Origin of the sequence: Pseudomonas salomonii, assembly GCF_900107155.1 — a bacterium.
GTDB lineage: Bacteria > Pseudomonadota > Gammaproteobacteria > Pseudomonadales > Pseudomonadaceae > Aquipseudomonas > Aquipseudomonas salomonii.
The window spans coordinates 340715-354785 of record NZ_FNOX01000001.1 but is presented as its reverse complement, the minus strand read 5'-3'; the positions used below and the strand labels follow the sequence as shown (position 1 = coordinate 354785).

The 14071-nt window shown below is 59.9% G+C and carries 17 protein-coding genes; 3 read left to right on the top strand and 14 right to left on the bottom strand.

The window, feature by feature from the left end:
* Nucleotides 1-146: 146 nt before the first annotated feature.
* Entirely contained in the window at nucleotides 147-1655 is a 1509-nt protein-coding gene (mqo, locus tag BLV67_RS01785; protein WP_069786082.1) for a malate dehydrogenase (quinone), read from the top strand.
* Between the two features lie 92 nt (nucleotides 1656-1747).
* Here mqo and BLV67_RS01780 read toward each other — a convergent pair whose 3' ends face one another.
* The 4 genes from BLV67_RS01780 to BLV67_RS01765 form a co-directional block, all read right to left on the bottom strand.
* The gene (locus BLV67_RS01780) at nucleotides 1748-2035 is read right to left on the bottom strand and encodes a PA4642 family protein (protein WP_065930292.1); all 288 of its coding nucleotides are present in this window, start codon (nucleotides 2033-2035) and stop codon (nucleotides 1748-1750) included.
* 186 nt (nucleotides 2036-2221) lie between these two features.
* Complete coding sequence (locus BLV67_RS01775; protein ID WP_069786081.1) at nucleotides 2222-2710, bottom strand: hypothetical protein; 489 nt, start codon at nucleotides 2708-2710, stop codon at nucleotides 2222-2224.
* A gap of 36 nt (nucleotides 2711-2746) precedes the next feature.
* Complete coding sequence (locus BLV67_RS01770; protein ID WP_069786080.1) at nucleotides 2747-3214, bottom strand: WbuC family cupin fold metalloprotein; 468 nt, start codon at nucleotides 3212-3214, stop codon at nucleotides 2747-2749.
* A 3-nt stretch (nucleotides 3215-3217) separates the two neighbouring features.
* Nucleotides 3218-3775, bottom strand: a complete 558-nt coding sequence (locus BLV67_RS01765; RefSeq protein WP_069786079.1) for a hypoxanthine-guanine phosphoribosyltransferase — start codon at nucleotides 3773-3775, stop codon at nucleotides 3218-3220.
* A gap of 164 nt (nucleotides 3776-3939) precedes the next feature.
* Between BLV67_RS01765 and upp the strand changes: the two genes are divergently transcribed.
* Nucleotides 3940-4578 carry a uracil phosphoribosyltransferase gene (gene upp, locus BLV67_RS01760; RefSeq protein ID WP_017138223.1) on the top strand — a complete coding sequence of 213 codons (639 nt, stop codon included), beginning with the start codon at nucleotides 3940-3942 and terminating at the stop codon, nucleotides 4576-4578.
* A gap of 2 nt (nucleotides 4579-4580) precedes the next feature.
* Nucleotides 4581-5855: a uracil-xanthine permease family protein gene (locus BLV67_RS01755; protein ID WP_017138224.1), complete on the top strand. Its 1275-nt coding sequence runs from the start codon at nucleotides 4581-4583 to the stop codon at nucleotides 5853-5855.
* Nucleotides 5856-5924: 69 nt separating this feature from the next.
* Here the strand turns inward: BLV67_RS01755 and hisC are convergent, their stop codons facing one another.
* The 10 genes from hisC to BLV67_RS01705 form a co-directional block, all read right to left on the bottom strand.
* Entirely contained in the window at nucleotides 5925-6977 is a 1053-nt protein-coding gene (gene hisC / locus BLV67_RS01750) for a histidinol-phosphate transaminase (RefSeq protein WP_069786078.1), read from the bottom strand.
* Between the two features lie 3 nt (nucleotides 6978-6980).
* Nucleotides 6981-8300: a histidinol dehydrogenase gene (hisD, locus tag BLV67_RS01745; protein ID WP_056859015.1), complete on the bottom strand. Its 1320-nt coding sequence runs from the start codon at nucleotides 8298-8300 to the stop codon at nucleotides 6981-6983.
* 127 nt (nucleotides 8301-8427) lie between these two features.
* Nucleotides 8428-9063, bottom strand: a complete 636-nt coding sequence (hisG, locus tag BLV67_RS01740; protein ID WP_003188599.1) for an ATP phosphoribosyltransferase — start codon at nucleotides 9061-9063, stop codon at nucleotides 8428-8430.
* Nucleotides 9064-9206: 143 nt separating this feature from the next.
* Nucleotides 9207-10472 (bottom strand): UDP-N-acetylglucosamine 1-carboxyvinyltransferase, encoded by a 1266-nt coding sequence (murA, locus tag BLV67_RS01735; RefSeq protein WP_017138227.1) that lies wholly within the window; start codon nucleotides 10470-10472, stop codon nucleotides 9207-9209.
* 23 nt (nucleotides 10473-10495) lie between these two features.
* Complete coding sequence (locus BLV67_RS01730; protein WP_065930287.1) at nucleotides 10496-10735, bottom strand: BolA family protein; 240 nt, start codon at nucleotides 10733-10735, stop codon at nucleotides 10496-10498.
* A 114-nt stretch (nucleotides 10736-10849) separates the two neighbouring features.
* Nucleotides 10850-11155 (bottom strand): STAS domain-containing protein, encoded by a 306-nt coding sequence (locus BLV67_RS01725; protein ID WP_065930286.1) that lies wholly within the window; start codon nucleotides 11153-11155, stop codon nucleotides 10850-10852.
* Nucleotides 11152-11799 carry an MlaC/ttg2D family ABC transporter substrate-binding protein gene (locus tag BLV67_RS01720; protein WP_056859018.1) on the bottom strand — a complete coding sequence of 216 codons (648 nt, stop codon included), beginning with the start codon at nucleotides 11797-11799 and terminating at the stop codon, nucleotides 11152-11154. Before BLV67_RS01720 ends, BLV67_RS01725 begins: the two co-directional genes overlap by 4 nt.
* 11 nt (nucleotides 11800-11810) lie before the next feature.
* Nucleotides 11811-12278 carry an outer membrane lipid asymmetry maintenance protein MlaD gene (gene mlaD / locus BLV67_RS01715; RefSeq protein WP_005784855.1) on the bottom strand — a complete coding sequence of 156 codons (468 nt, stop codon included), beginning with the start codon at nucleotides 12276-12278 and terminating at the stop codon, nucleotides 11811-11813.
* Nucleotides 12278-13075, bottom strand: a complete 798-nt coding sequence (gene mlaE / locus BLV67_RS01710) for a lipid asymmetry maintenance ABC transporter permease subunit MlaE (RefSeq protein WP_056859019.1) — start codon at nucleotides 13073-13075, stop codon at nucleotides 12278-12280. The genes mlaD and mlaE overlap by 1 nt, the downstream gene beginning before the upstream one ends.
* On the bottom strand, nucleotides 13075-13884 hold the full coding sequence (locus BLV67_RS01705; RefSeq protein ID WP_005784851.1) for an ATP-binding cassette domain-containing protein: 810 nt from the start codon (nucleotides 13882-13884) through the stop codon (nucleotides 13075-13077). The genes mlaE and BLV67_RS01705 overlap by 1 nt, the downstream gene beginning before the upstream one ends.
* Between the last annotated feature and the right edge of the window lie 187 nt (nucleotides 13885-14071).

The following is a 14071-nucleotide window of genomic DNA, read 5'->3' as shown; positions in this document are numbered from 1 at the left end:
AGGAAGCGTGTGCTGAAGTTGCAAAGAATTGCGAAACGGACATGGCGATCCTGGCCATGGGTAACCTGGGGCAACACGTGAACCGCCCCGTCACTCCTGGCAGCCATGCCGTCAATTTGGTGCTGCAGATTTTGGAGACGCGTTAAATGGCGCATAACGAAGCAGTCGACGTAGTACTGGTAGGGGCCGGCATCATGAGTGCCACCCTGGCCGTATTGCTCAAAGAGCTCGACCCCGGCCTCAAGCTGGAAGTCGTTGAGCTGATGGATTCGGGTGCCGCGGAGAGTTCCAACCCGTGGAACAACGCCGGCACCGGCCACGCCGGGCTGTGTGAGCTGAACTACACGCCGCAGGCCGCCGATGGTTCCATCGACATCAAGAAAGCCGTGCACATCAACACCCAGTTCGAGGTATCGAAGCAGTTCTGGGCGTACCTGACCAAAAAGGGCACCTTTGGCTCGTCCAAGTCCTTTATCAGCCCGGTGCCGCACCTGAGCTTCGTGCAAGGCGACAAAGGCGTGTCCTTCCTCAAGAAGCGCTTTGAAACCCTCAGCCAGCACCATGCGTTCTCGGACATGCATTACACCGAAGACCGCAATGAGATGGCCGAGTGGATGCCGCTGATGATGCCGGGCCGCCCGCTCGATGAAAAAATCGCTGCCACCCGCGTGATGAACGGCACCGACGTCAATTTCGGCGCCCTGACCAACCAACTGCTGTCGCACCTGACCAGCGCACCCGATGCCCAGGTCAAGTACAGCAAGCGCGTCACCGGCCTCAAGCGCAATGGCGCGGGCTGGACCGTGAGCATCAAGGACGTCAACAGCGGCAACAGCCGCGAAGTCGACGCCAAGTTCGTCTTCCTCGGCGCCGGCGGCGCGGCCCTGCCGCTGCTGCAAGCTTCGGGCATCGAAGAGAGCAAAGGCTTCGGTGGCTTCCCGGTCAGTGGCCAGTGGCTGCGTTGCGACAACCCGGAAGTGGTCAAGCACCACCAGGCCAAGGTTTACAGCCAGGCCGCCGTGGGCTCGCCGCCGATGTCAGTGCCGCACCTGGACACCCGCGTGGTCGACGGCCAGAAATCCCTGCTGTTCGGGCCATACGCCGGCTTTACCACCAAGTTCCTCAAGCACGGCTCGTTCCTCGACCTGCCGCTGTCGGTTCGCGCCGGCAACATCGGCCCGATGCTGGCGGTCGCTCGCGACAACATGGACCTGACCAAGTACCTGGTCAGCGAAGTGATGCAGTCCATGGAGCAGCGTCTGGAATCCCTGCGCCGCTTCTACCCTGAAGCCAAAGCCGAAGACTGGCGCCTGGAAGTGGCCGGCCAACGGGTGCAGATCATCAAGAAAGACCCGAAAAAAGGCGGCGTGCTGCAATTCGGCACCGAGCTGGTCGCGGCCAAAGACGGCTCGCTGGCCGCCCTGCTGGGCGCGTCCCCAGGTGCTTCGGTGACGGTTTCGATCATGCTGGAACTGATCGAGCGCTGCTTCCCGGCCAAGGCTGCCGGAGAGTGGGCGGCCAAGCTGCACGAGATCTTCCCGGCGCGGGAAAAAGTGCTGGAGACGGATGCTGAGCTGTATCGCAAGATCAATGCGCAGAACAACATCAGCCTGGAGCTGGTTGAGCAAAGCAACGAGGCTGAAAGCTTCGCTTGAGGTCTTGACGCGGAGCGTCAGTGGAGGCATTCCCACGCGGAGCGTGGGAACGATCAAACGCCCTTCGGGGCGTTTTTTTGTGGCCCGAATAATCAGCCGCGAGCGTTTTCGATCAGCTCGATGTACTCGGGTGCGTTGCGCTGGTCCTTGATCAGCTCGACGAAGGTCTGGCCATGCTCGTCCTTGCCGTCCAGGTCCAGGCCAGCCTCTTTGAAAAAGCCCAGGAAGCGCTCGAAGTCATCGATACGCAGGCCACGGTAGGCCTTGATCAGCTTGTGCAGGGACGGTGAAGTCGCGTCAACTGGCTCAAAATCCAGGAACAACTTGATCTGGTCGTCGCCGATCTCGTCACCAATCACCTGTTTCTTATCTTTACGCATTACCGACTCCAGCCTGCAGACATTACACGGGATTAGCAGTTTACCTGCGGCACACACGCTTCGGAAGCAACGAAAACCACTGTGGGAGCGGGCTTGCTCGCGAAAGCGGTGTATCAGTTTAAGTTGAGTTGATTGACCCACCGCATTCGCGAGCAAGCCCGCTCCCACATTGGATTACCTGCGGCCTCACGATTTAGCGCGAACGGCGCCTGTGTGCAGGTCCGCCCAGATATGCCCATTGGCATAACTGAGAAACTGTACATACACCGTGTCATTGCGCAGCAGGTCGACAATCACTCGATATTGCGCCATCGGGTAAGAAAGGGTCAGGGTCTTGCTGGCGTCATCAAACAGCGGCTTTTTCAGGCTTTTGCTTTCGGCGTCGAAATTGAGCACCACCTGGGCGATGGTCGCGCCTTTGTTCAAGGATTTGCCCTTGAGGCGGATCATCAACGGCGAAGTCACCGGAATCGGCTGTTGCGTTGATTGCCGCTGGTTACCCACCACCACCGCATATTCGGTAACTTGCAGCAGTTGCTGCTGGTCGGGCGTTTGCGCGCGCAGGGTGAGGTCATCCGGCGGCAGGAACTGGCTGTGCATCGGCGCGGGCGCGGCAGCCAGTGGCAAACTGAGAGTCAACGCCAGGGCGGCGCAGGTGCGTGTCAACAGGCTCATGGGCCGCTCCGTAGAAAGATAGCCGAGCACTGTAGCTCAATCGAACTGGGCGAGCATCCAGCGTTGGTACTCGGCCACACCGGCTTCGCCTTCGCGGGGCGCCCAGTCGGGTGACTCGCCCACGCCTATCGGTCGATACGGCCCGGCCTTGCATTCAAACATCACGCTATCGGGTTCCAGCACCACCAGGCCATGAAACACGCCTGGCGGCAAATCGACGCCTGCGCACTCACCGCCAGCCTGCAAAATGCGCTTGGCAATCACCTGGCCGGTGTCGCTGAACACCAGTATGCCGAGGCTGCCCTTGAGCACCAGCAAGGTTTCCGCCTTGTCGGCACTCAGGTGCCGATGCGGCGGCACATAGGTGTCGGGCTGCAGTCCGACGGCCAGGCGATGGCAGGGTTCTTCCATCTGATGCAAGTTGTGATGGTGCCGGCCGCGAGGGCTGGCAGCCGCTTTCTCGGCCAATTGCGCGAACAACGTCTGATCAAGAAAGCGCGCCATGGTTTACATCCCTTTAACCGCGTAGATGCCATTGGCGTTACGCCAGTAGCCTTTGTAGTCCATACCGTAGCCGAAAATGTAACGGTCGATGCACGGCAGACCGAAGTAATCGGCTTTGAGGTCCGGGCGGGCTTTGCGGTCGTGGTCTTTGTCGATCAATACGGCGGTGTGCACTTTGCGCGCACCGGCGTGTTTGCAGAAGTCGATGATCGCGCCCAGGGTGTGACCTTCATCGAGGATGTCGTCGATGATCAGCACGTCGCGGTCGATGAACGACACTTCCGGCTTGGCTTTCCAGAACAGGTCGCCGCCGCTGGTCTCGTTGCGATAACGGGTGGCATGCAGGTACGAGGCTTCCAGCGGGAATTGCAGATGAGTCAGCAATTTGCCGGCGAAAATCAGGCCGCCGTTCATCACGCAGAAGACCACCGGGTTGGTGTCGGCCATTTCGCGGCTGATGTGTGCGCCGACCTTGGCGATCGCTTCTTCGACTTGCGCTTCGGTGTACAGGCAGTCAGCCTCGCGCATGATTTGACGGATATGCTCGAGATCAGCGGACATGGCGCTCTCCAAGGGGGTGCTGTGGCAAGAAAAGCGGGCAAAGGTACGCATGTGAGGCGCAACGATCAAGCCTTAATGGACTAACGTACTAGATGTCTATAGGACAACACCCTCGGATAGATTAATCTAGGCCGGTTTTTTTGCCCGCCGCCGGAGCCTTTCCCATGCCCACTCGCGAGATCCGCCACCCGCTGATCCGACACAAACTCGGCCTTATGCGCCGTGCCGACATTAGCACGAAGAATTTCCGTGAGCTTGCTCAGGAAGTCGGAGCGCTGCTGACTTATGAAGCGACCAAGGATTTGCCGCTTGAAACCTACGAGATCCCCGGTTGGGCCGGTCCCGTACAAGTGGAGAAAATCGCCGGTAAGAAAATCACCGTAGTGCCTATCCTGCGCGCCGGTATCGGCATGCTCGAAGGCGTGCTCAGCCTGATCCCGGGCGCCAAAGTCAGCGCCGTGGGCGTGGCCCGCAATGAAGAAACCTTGCAGGCGCACACCTACCTGGAAAAACTCGTCCCGGAAATCAACGAACGCCTGGCAATGATCATCGACCCGATGCTCGCCACCGGCAGTTCCATGGTTGCCACCATCGACCTGCTGAAAAAGGCCGGTTGCAAGGACATCCGCGCCATGGTGCTGGTGGCTGCGCCCGAAGGCATCGCCGCCGTCGAAAAGGCTCACCCGGACGTGCAGATCTACACCGCCTCCATCGACGAGCGCTTGAACGAACACGGCTACATCATCCCAGGCCTGGGCGATGCCGGTGACAAGATCTTCGGCACCAAGCAGAAGGACGCGTGAGCATGCAGGATGAATTCAACGACCCGCTTTGGCGCCAGATCCTGTCTGGCGCACAAATGCTGTTTGTAGCATTTGGCGCGCTGGTGTTGATGCCACTGATCACAGGTCTTGATCCAAACGTCGCACTGTTCACCGCAGGCCTGGGCACGTTGCTGTTCCAGGTGGTGACAGGGCGGCAGGTGCCGGTATTCCTGGCATCGAGCTTTGCGTTTATCACCCCGATCATTCTCGCCAAGGGCCAGTTCGGCCTCGCGGCGACCATGGGCGGCGTGATGGCGGCCGGTTTCGTTTACACCTTCCTGGGCCTGGCTGTTAAGGTCAAAGGCACGGGCTTCATCGACCGCCTGCTGCCGCCGGTGGTGATAGGCCCGGTGATCATCTCGATCGGCCTGGCCATGGCGCCGATTGCCGCCAACATGGCGATGGGCAAAGCCGGTGATGGCAGCGAGCTGATCCATTACCAGACGGCGATGCTGATTTCGATGCCGGCACTGCTGACCACCCTGATCGTCGCGGTATTCGGCAAAGGCATTTTCCGCCTGGTGCCGATTATCTCCGGCGTGCTGGTCGGCTTTGCCATGTCGTTCTACTTTGGTGTGGTCGACACGGCGAAGATCGCCGCCGCGCCGTGGTTCGCCCTGCCCCACTTCACCGCGCCGGAGTTCAACTGGCAGGCGATTCTGTTTATCGTCCCGGTGGCCCTGGCCCCGGCGATCGAACATATCGGCGGTGTGATTGCGGTGGGCAGTGTGACCGGTCGCGATTACCTGAAAAAGCCCGGCCTGCACCGCACCTTGCTGGGTGACGGGATTGCCACCACCGCTGCCGGCCTGTTCGGCGGCCCGCCAAACACCACCTACGCCGAAGTGACTGGCGCAGTGATGCTGACCAAGAACTACAACCCGAAAATCATGACCTGGGCGGCCGTGTTTGCTATCAGCCTGGCGTTTATCGGCAAGTTCGGCGCGTTGCTGCAAAGCATCCCGGTACCGGTGATGGGCGGGATTCTGTGCCTGCTGTTCGGCTCGATTGCGGCGGTGGGCATGAACACGCTGATTCGCCACAAGATCGACCTGGGCGAAGCGCGCAACCTGGTGATCGTCTCGGTGACGTTGGTGTTCGGGATTGGCGGTGTGCTGGTCGGCACCGGCACTGGCCCGGATGACTTCGGCCTCAAGGGCATCGCCCTGTGTGCGGTGGTAGCGATTGGTTTGAACCTGCTGCTGCCGGGCAATGATGGCTGGAAGAACAAGAAGCCGGATGAGCCGTTGATCTAACTGGCTCAACGCAAAATAAGTGTGGGAGCTGGCTTGCCAGCTCCCACATTTTTTTATCTTCAGTGTGGCTTAGAGCTCACCGAGGCCATCGATCAGCGCCTGGTTCTGCTCTGGCGTACCGATGCTGATCCGCAGGAACTGGGCAATCCGCTCCTGCTTGAAGTGCCGCACAATCACCCCTTGCTCACGCAGCTTTGCGGCCAAACCCGCGGCGTCGTGCCGTGGGTGACGAGCAAAGATGAAGTTGGCCGCTGAAGGCAACACTTCAAAACCCTTGCCCTCCAATTGCGCGACCACCGTGTTGCGGCTGTCGATCACCTGCTTGCAGGTCTTCTCGAAATATTCACGGTCCTCAAACGCCGCCGCCGCCCCGACAATCGCCAGGCGATCCAGCGGGTAGGAGTTGAAGCTGTTCTTGACCCGCTCCAGCGCTTCGATCAGGTCCGGGTGGCCCACGGCCAGGCCTACACGCAAACCGGCCAGTGAGCGCGATTTGGACAGGGTCTGGGTCACCAGAAGGTTCGGGTAGCGATCCACCAGGCTGATGGCGGTTTCGCCGCCGAAGTCGATATAGGCTTCATCCACCACCACCACCGAATCCGGACTGGCCTTGAGGATCTGCTCCACCGCGTCCAGCGCCAGTACGCAGCCAGTCGGCGCGTTCGGGTTGGGGAAGATGATCCCGCCGTTGGGCTTGGCGTAGTCGGCCACGCGGATCTGGAATTGCTCATCCAGCGGCACCGGGGCGGACTTGATGCCGTAAAGGCCGCAGTACACCGGGTAAAAGCTGTAGCTGATGTCCGGGAACAGCAGCGGCAAGTCGTGCTGGAACAGGCCGTGGAAGATGTGCGCCAGCACTTCGTCGGAGCCGTTGCCGAGGAACACTTTGCCGGCGTCAACGCCGTAGTACCTGGCCACGGCCTGCTTGAGCAGGTCGCTGTTGGGGTCGGGGTACAAACGCAGGTTGTCGTTCAACTCGGCCTGCATCGCCGCCAGCGCCTTGGGCGATGGGCCGTAGGGGTTTTCATTGGTGTTGAGCTTGACCAGTTTGGTCAGCTTCGGTTGTTCGCCGGGTAAGTAAGGCACGAGGTCCTTGACGAAGGGGCTCCAGAATTTGCTCATGCCTCATTTCCCCTCTTCAAGGATGCGATATTCGGCGCTACGCGCGTGGGCGCTCAGCGATTCACCACGGGCCAGCACCGAGGCAGTCTTGCCCAGTTCGGAGGCGCCTTGTGGCGAGCAGAAGATAATCGACGAACGCTTCTGGAAGTCATACACCCCCAGCGGCGATGAGAACCGCGCGGTGCCGGACGTCGGCAGCACGTGGTTGGGGCCGGCGCAGTAGTCGCCCAGGGCTTCGCTGGTGTGGCGGCCCATGAAGATCGCACCCGCGTGGCGGATCGACGGCAGCCAGGCCTGCGGGTCGGCTACAGATAATTCCAAGTGCTCCGGCGCAATGCGGTTGGCCACTTCGATGGCCTGTTCCATGTCACGCACCAGAATCAGCGCACCACGGCCATTGATCGACTTCTCGATGATCTCGGCGCGGTCCATGGTCGGCAGCAGCGTGTTGATGCTGGCGGCGACCTTGTCGAGGAACTCGGCGTCCGGACTGACCAGAATCGCCTGGGCGTCTTCGTCGTGCTCGGCCTGGGAAAACAGGTCCATGGCGATCCAGTCCGGGTCGGTCTGGCCGTCGCACACCACGAGGATTTCCGAAGGGCCGGCGATCATGTCGATACCGACCTGGCCAAACACGTGGCGCTTGGCGGTGGCGACATAGATGTTGCCTGGGCCAACCACCTTGTCGACCTTCGGCACGCTTTCGGTACCGTAGGCCAGGGCTGCAACGGCTTGCGCCCCCCCAATGGTGAACACACGGTCGACGCCGGCGATGCAGGCAGCGGCCAGCACCAGCTCGTTGATTTCACCACGCGGGGTCGGCACCACCATGACCACTTCGGTTACGCCCGCCACTTTGGCCGGGATCGCGTTCATCAGCACCGATGACGGGTACGAGGCCTTGCCGCCGGGCACGTACAGACCGGCGCGGTCCAGCGGCGTGACCTTTTGGCCCAGTACGGTGCCGTCGGCTTCGGTGTAGCTCCAGGAATCCTGTTTCTGTTTTTCGTGGTAGCTGCGCACCCGCGCCGCCGCCACTTCCAGGGCTTGGCGCTGGGGTGCTGTGATGCGTGTCAGCGCCAGCTCCAGGCGTTCACGGGGCAGGATCAGGTCAGCCATGGACTTCACGTCCAGGCCGTCGAACTGACGGGTGAAATCCACCAGCGCCGCATCACCGCGCTCACGCACAGCCTTGATAATGTCGAGCACTCGCTGGTTGACCGAGTCGTCAGACACGCTTTCCCAGCTCAGCAGATGATCCAGATGATGGGCGAAATCCGGGTCGGCAGCGTTGAGTCGGGCAATTGCAGTGGACGTGGTCATAGCGAGGGCCTCAATAGAATTGGCAAAAACTCAGGCGCCCTAAACTAGCAGTCATTTCCGCTTGGGCACCTGAGAATTCTGGCTATGAGGCGGATAGACGGGCGCAGCCTAAGGCCGCGCGGGTGAGTCAACCGCGGTGTCGAGACTCCACTGCCTTGCGCAGGGTGTCGATCAACGCCTGGATACGGGCGTGCTGCATTTTCATGGAAGCTTTGTTGACGATCAGGCGGGAGCTTATGTCAGCAATGAAATCCTGGGGTTCGAGGCCGTTGGCACGCAGGGTGTTGCCGGTGTCGACCACGTCGATGATCTTGTCGGCCAGGCCGATCAGCGGCGCCAGCTCCATCGAGCCGTAGAGCTTGATGATGTCGACCTGACGGCCTTGCTCGGCGTAGTAGCGTTTGGCGACGTTGACGAACTTGGTGGCCACGCGCAGGCGACCTTTAGGCTCAACATCACCGACACGGCCGGCGGTCATCAGCTTGCACAGGGCAATACGCAGGTCCAACGGTTCGTACAGGCCCTGGCCACCGTATTCCATCAGCACGTCTTTACCGGCAACGCCGAGGTCGGCGGCACCATGTTCAACGTAGGTCGGCACGTCGGTAGCCCGCACGATCAACAGGCGCACATCGTCCTGGGTCGTGGGGATGATCAGCTTGCGGCTCTTGTCCGGATTCTCGGTCGGCACGATGCCCGCTTCAGCCAGAAGCGGCAAAGTGTCGTCAAGGATGCGGCCCTTGGACAGTGCGATGGTCAACATGGGAAACGTCAGTCCTTCATCAGGCTATTGCTGTCCGGTCGCAAACGGCGCCAGACACAGATCGAGGCCATTACAGCCTCGATTTGAAACAAATTCAGCTAACAGCAAACACAGCCCAGTGACGGTGTTTGCTGCTTCAGGAACTAGCCCGGTACGCGGCGGATTTTAGCGCCGAGCATCTGCAGTTTTTCTTCGATGCACTCGTAACCACGGTCGATGTGGTAGATGCGGTCGATCAGGGTGTCGCCGTCGGCGCACAGCGCCGAAATCACCAGGCTGGCCGAGGCACGCAGGTCGGTTGCCATGACTGGCGCGCCCTTGAGCTTGTCGATACCGGTAACGATGGCGGTGTTGCCTTCGACCTGGATCTTGGCGCCCATGCGGTGCAGTTCATACACGTGCATGAAGCGGTTTTCGAAGATGGTCTCGATCACAGCGCCTGTGCCTTCGGCAATCGCGTTCAAGGAAATGAACTGCGCCTGCATGTCGGTCGGGAACGCCGGGTACGGAGCCGTACGCACGTTCACGGCTTTTGGCCGCTTGCCGTGCATGTTCAGCTCGATCCAGTCCTCACCGGTAGTGATTTCAGCACCGGCTTCCTTGAGTTTTTCCAGCACGGCTTCCAGGATGGTCGGATCGGTGTCCTTGACCTTGACGCGGCCACCGGTAACGGCGGCGGCAACCAGGTAGGTGCCGGTCTCGATACGGTCCGGCATCACTTTGTAGGTGGCCGAGTGCAGACGCTTCACACCGTCGATAGTGATGGTGTCAGTGCCGGCGCCGGTGATGTTGGCACCCATGGCGATCAGGAAGTTGGCCAGGTCGACCACTTCCGGCTCGCGCGCAGCGTTTTGCAGCACGCTGCGACCGTTCGCCAGAGCGGCGGCCATCATGATGTTCTCGGTACCGGTGACGCTGACGGTATCGAAGAAGAAGTTGGCACCGCGCAAACCGCCTTCCGGCGCCTTGGCCTTGATATAGCCACCTTCTACGTCGATGACCGCGCCCATGGCTTCAAGGCCACGGATGTGCAGGTCGACAGGGCGCGAGCCAATCGCGCAACCGCCAGGCAGTGCGACTTCAGCTTCGCCGAAACGGGCAACCATCGGGCCCAGCACCAGGATCGAGGCACGCATGGTTTTCACCAGTTCGTACGGAGCGATCAGGGTCTTGATGGTGCGCGGGTCGATTTCGACAGACAGCTTCTCGTCGATCACCGGCTCAATACCCATGCGACCAAACAGCTCGATCATGGTGGTGATGTCGTGCAGGTGCGGCAGGTTGGCCACGGTTACCGGGCCATCGCACAGCAGGGTCGCTGCCAGGATCGGCAAGGCGGAGTTTTTTGCACCGGAAATGCGGATCTCGCCATCAAGGCGGGCACCACCGGTAATAATCAATTTATCCATAAGAATCTCGACGCCTTGGGGGCTCAGGTGCGCTCGGCCCAGGCCGCGCGGCTGAAAAATTTCATAGTGACCGCATGGATGCTGCCATTGGTGATCCACGGGTTCAAATGGGCATAGATCTGCTGTTGACGCTTGACCGGGCTCAATGCCGCCAGTTCATCGCTAATCACGTTCAGCTGGAAATTGCAGCCTTCGCCTTCAACTTCGACGTTCGTTTCGGGCAGCTTTCCTTCAAGGAAGCTTTTAACTTCTAGGGCCTGCATGCTCAACCTCTATCGGCGCCCAGTGCGCACGGGTCGCACATCATACAAAAAAGCCCCGCGCCTGCGAACCCCGCATAGCAGGACTCTGACGGGGGGCTTCTCTAATAATGTGTATTAAGGATGCGCCAACAGCTCGGTAATACCGGAAACCTGCGCGATTTCGCGCATGTCTTCGGGCATTGAGCGGATGCTGACCGGTTTCCTGGCCGCTTGCGCATCACGCATGAAGCACAGCAACAACGACAAGCCGACACTGCTGGACTTGGTCACCGCCGAGCAATCAAGCACCAGCGCAGGCGCGTTGCTGCTGTTGATCAGCGCCTGGCCCTGCTTGCGCAGCTCAGGCCCGGTGCGGTAATCCAGCACGCCGCTGAGGAACAACTCGCCGGCGTCACCAAGACGAACAGCCGACTCGGTCATTGCGCAGGCTTCCCGGCTTGTTTGTCGGTTTCTTCCTTGGCTTTGGCGACTTCACCGGCCCAACCATTGATGGTTTTGTCCAGGTTATTGCCATTACGCTGCATCGCATCAGCGAACTGATCGCGGAACAGCTTGCCGATGTTGATGCCGTTGATGATCACGTTGCGCAGTTTCCACTCGCCGTTGACCTTCTCCAGCGTGTACTGAACCGGGTAAACCGCGCCGTTGTTGCCCTTGACGGTCATGTTGACGCTGGTGCGGTCACCCGACTCATCCCCGGCTGGAGCGACGGTAATGCCTTGGTTGTTGTACTCAAGCAGGGCATTGCCATAGAACTGGAACAGGCCCTTCTTGAAGTTTTCCTGGAAGGTCTGCATCTGCGCAGGCGTGGCCTTGCGCGAATACTTGACCGTCATGATGCTGCGGGAAATGCCCTCGGCATCGACCACAGGACCCACAATGGTGTTGAGCGCTTCGTAGAACCTGGTGGGGTCTTGCTTGTACTGCTCTTTGTTGGCAGTCAGGTCAGCCAGCATCTTGTTGGTCGTGTCCTGCACCAGATCGTGCGCAGAACCCGCCGCGTTGGCCATCAACGGCAGCGCTGCCAGCAGCACCAGCAGGCCACGTCGCAAGGTAGAGATCATGAACAGGTTCCTCATTTGGCGTCTTTATTGACCGTATTGAGCAGGAATTTACCGATCAAGTCTTCAAGCACCAACGACGACTGTGTGTCGTGGATTGTCGAACCATCCTTGAGCAGGGCTGTTTCCCCACCCACGCTGACGCCGATGTACTTCTCGCCCAGCAGCCCAGCAGTGAGAATAGATGCAGTGGAGTCAGTCGGCAGATTATCTACCTTCTTGTCGACTTGCATGGTCACCCGGCCAGTGAAGCTGTCGCGATCCAGATCGATTGCCGTGACCTTGCCGATGGTTACACCAGCCATGGTCACTTTAGCTCTGACCGTCAAACCGGCGATATTGTCGAAGTACGCGTAAAGTTTATAAGTATCGGCGGTGGGGCTGGCCGAAAGGCCGCTGACTCGCAGGGCGAGCAACAGTAAAGCCAGGATGCCAGCCAGCAAGAAAAGGCCGACACCGATTTCCACAGTGCGGTTTTGCATCAGAAATCTCCAAACATCAAGGCGGTCAAAATGAAGTCAAGGCCCAGTACCGCCAGCGAGGCGTACACAACGGTCTTGGTGGTGGCGCGACTGATCCCTTCTGAAGTGGGCTCACAGTCATAGCCTTGGAATACGGCGATCCAGGTCACTACAAAGGCGAAAACGATGCTTTTGATGATGCCATTGAGCACGTCGCCGCTGAAGGTCACGCTGTTTTGCATGTTGCCCCAGTACGAGCCGTCATAAACGCCCAACCAGTCAACCGCCACCCACGAACCACCCCAGATGCCCACCACGCTGAAAATCATCGCCAGCAGCGGCAGGGATATGAAGCCGGCCCACAGGCGCGGGGCAACAATATATTTGAGCGGGTCCACGCCGATCATTTCCAGGCTGGACAACTGTTCGGTGGACTTCATGTTGCCGATTTCGGCGGTCAATGCAGAACCCGCACGCCCGGCGAACAGCAAGGCGGTGACCACCGGCCCCAGTTCACGCAGCAGCGTCAGGGCAACCATCTGCCCGACTGCCTGCTCCGAACCGTAGCTGGAGAGGATATTGAACCCCTGCAACGCCAGCACCATGCCGATGAATATCCCGGACACCACGATGATGACCAGGGACATCACACCCACCGAATGCAGCTGCTTGATCAGCAGGCCGAAACCGCCGCCAATGCCGCCACGCCCGAGCAGCGCGTGAAACAGGAAAATCGTCGAACGCCCCAGAACCTCGATCAAGTCGATGCCGGAGCGGCCGAAAAGGCGAACCTTCTCGATTAAAGATGTCTTGCGCATCAGCGCTTCCCCAGAAGATCTGAGCGGTAGTCCGCTGCCGGAAAATGAAAAGGCACCGGGCCATCGGGATCGCCGGTCATGAATTGGCGAATGCGCGGGTTGTCAGCGTTCATGAGCTCTTCGGGCGTGCCCTGCCCCAGCACCTGGCCATCGCCGACGACATAAAGGTAGTCAGCAATGCTCGCGGTTTCGGCCAGGTCGTGGGAAACCACGATGCTGGTGATCCCCAACGCATCGTTGAGCAGGCGGATCAGGCGCACCAGAACGCCCATGGCGATCGGGTCCTGGCCCACGAACGGCTCGTCATACATGAGAATCTGCGGATCGAGGGCAATCGCTCGCGCCAGCGCAACTCGGCGCTTCATGCCACCGGACAACTCGTCGGGCATCAGGTCGATAGCACCGCGCAGGCCCACGGCCTGCAATTTGAGCAGCACAATGTCACGAATCATTTCATCGGACAGCTGGGTATGCACCCGCAGCGGAAACGCTACGTTTTCGAAAACGTCGAGGTCGGTAAACAGGGCACCGCTCTGGAACAGCACGCCCATATGCTTGCGCGCATCGAACAGATCGCTGCGCGACAGGGTCGGCAGGTTCTGGCCGTTGACCCACACTTCGCCGGCGCTGGGCCGCAATTGCATGCCCATCAGGCGCAACAAAGTGGTCTTGCCGCAACCGGAAGGCCCCATGATGCCCGTGACTTTACCGCGGGGAATGCGAATATCGACGTTATTGAAGATGCTGCGCGAACCGCGCTTGAAGGTAAGGCCCTTCAGCTCGACCGCGTAGGCGTTATCGGCACTCATCTAATCTCCTTGGGATGCAGCCTTTCACTCAGACACCATGCGTGCGACTTTCGTTTGCAACAGATGCACAAAAGTTAGCGGCGTGGCTTGGGCCGACCGAACTGGCGGCGAACTATATCACTGCTGGTACAGAGCCCCCAAGGCCGGAACAGCCCTTGTTCAGATTCGGGACAGGGAAAACACCTGA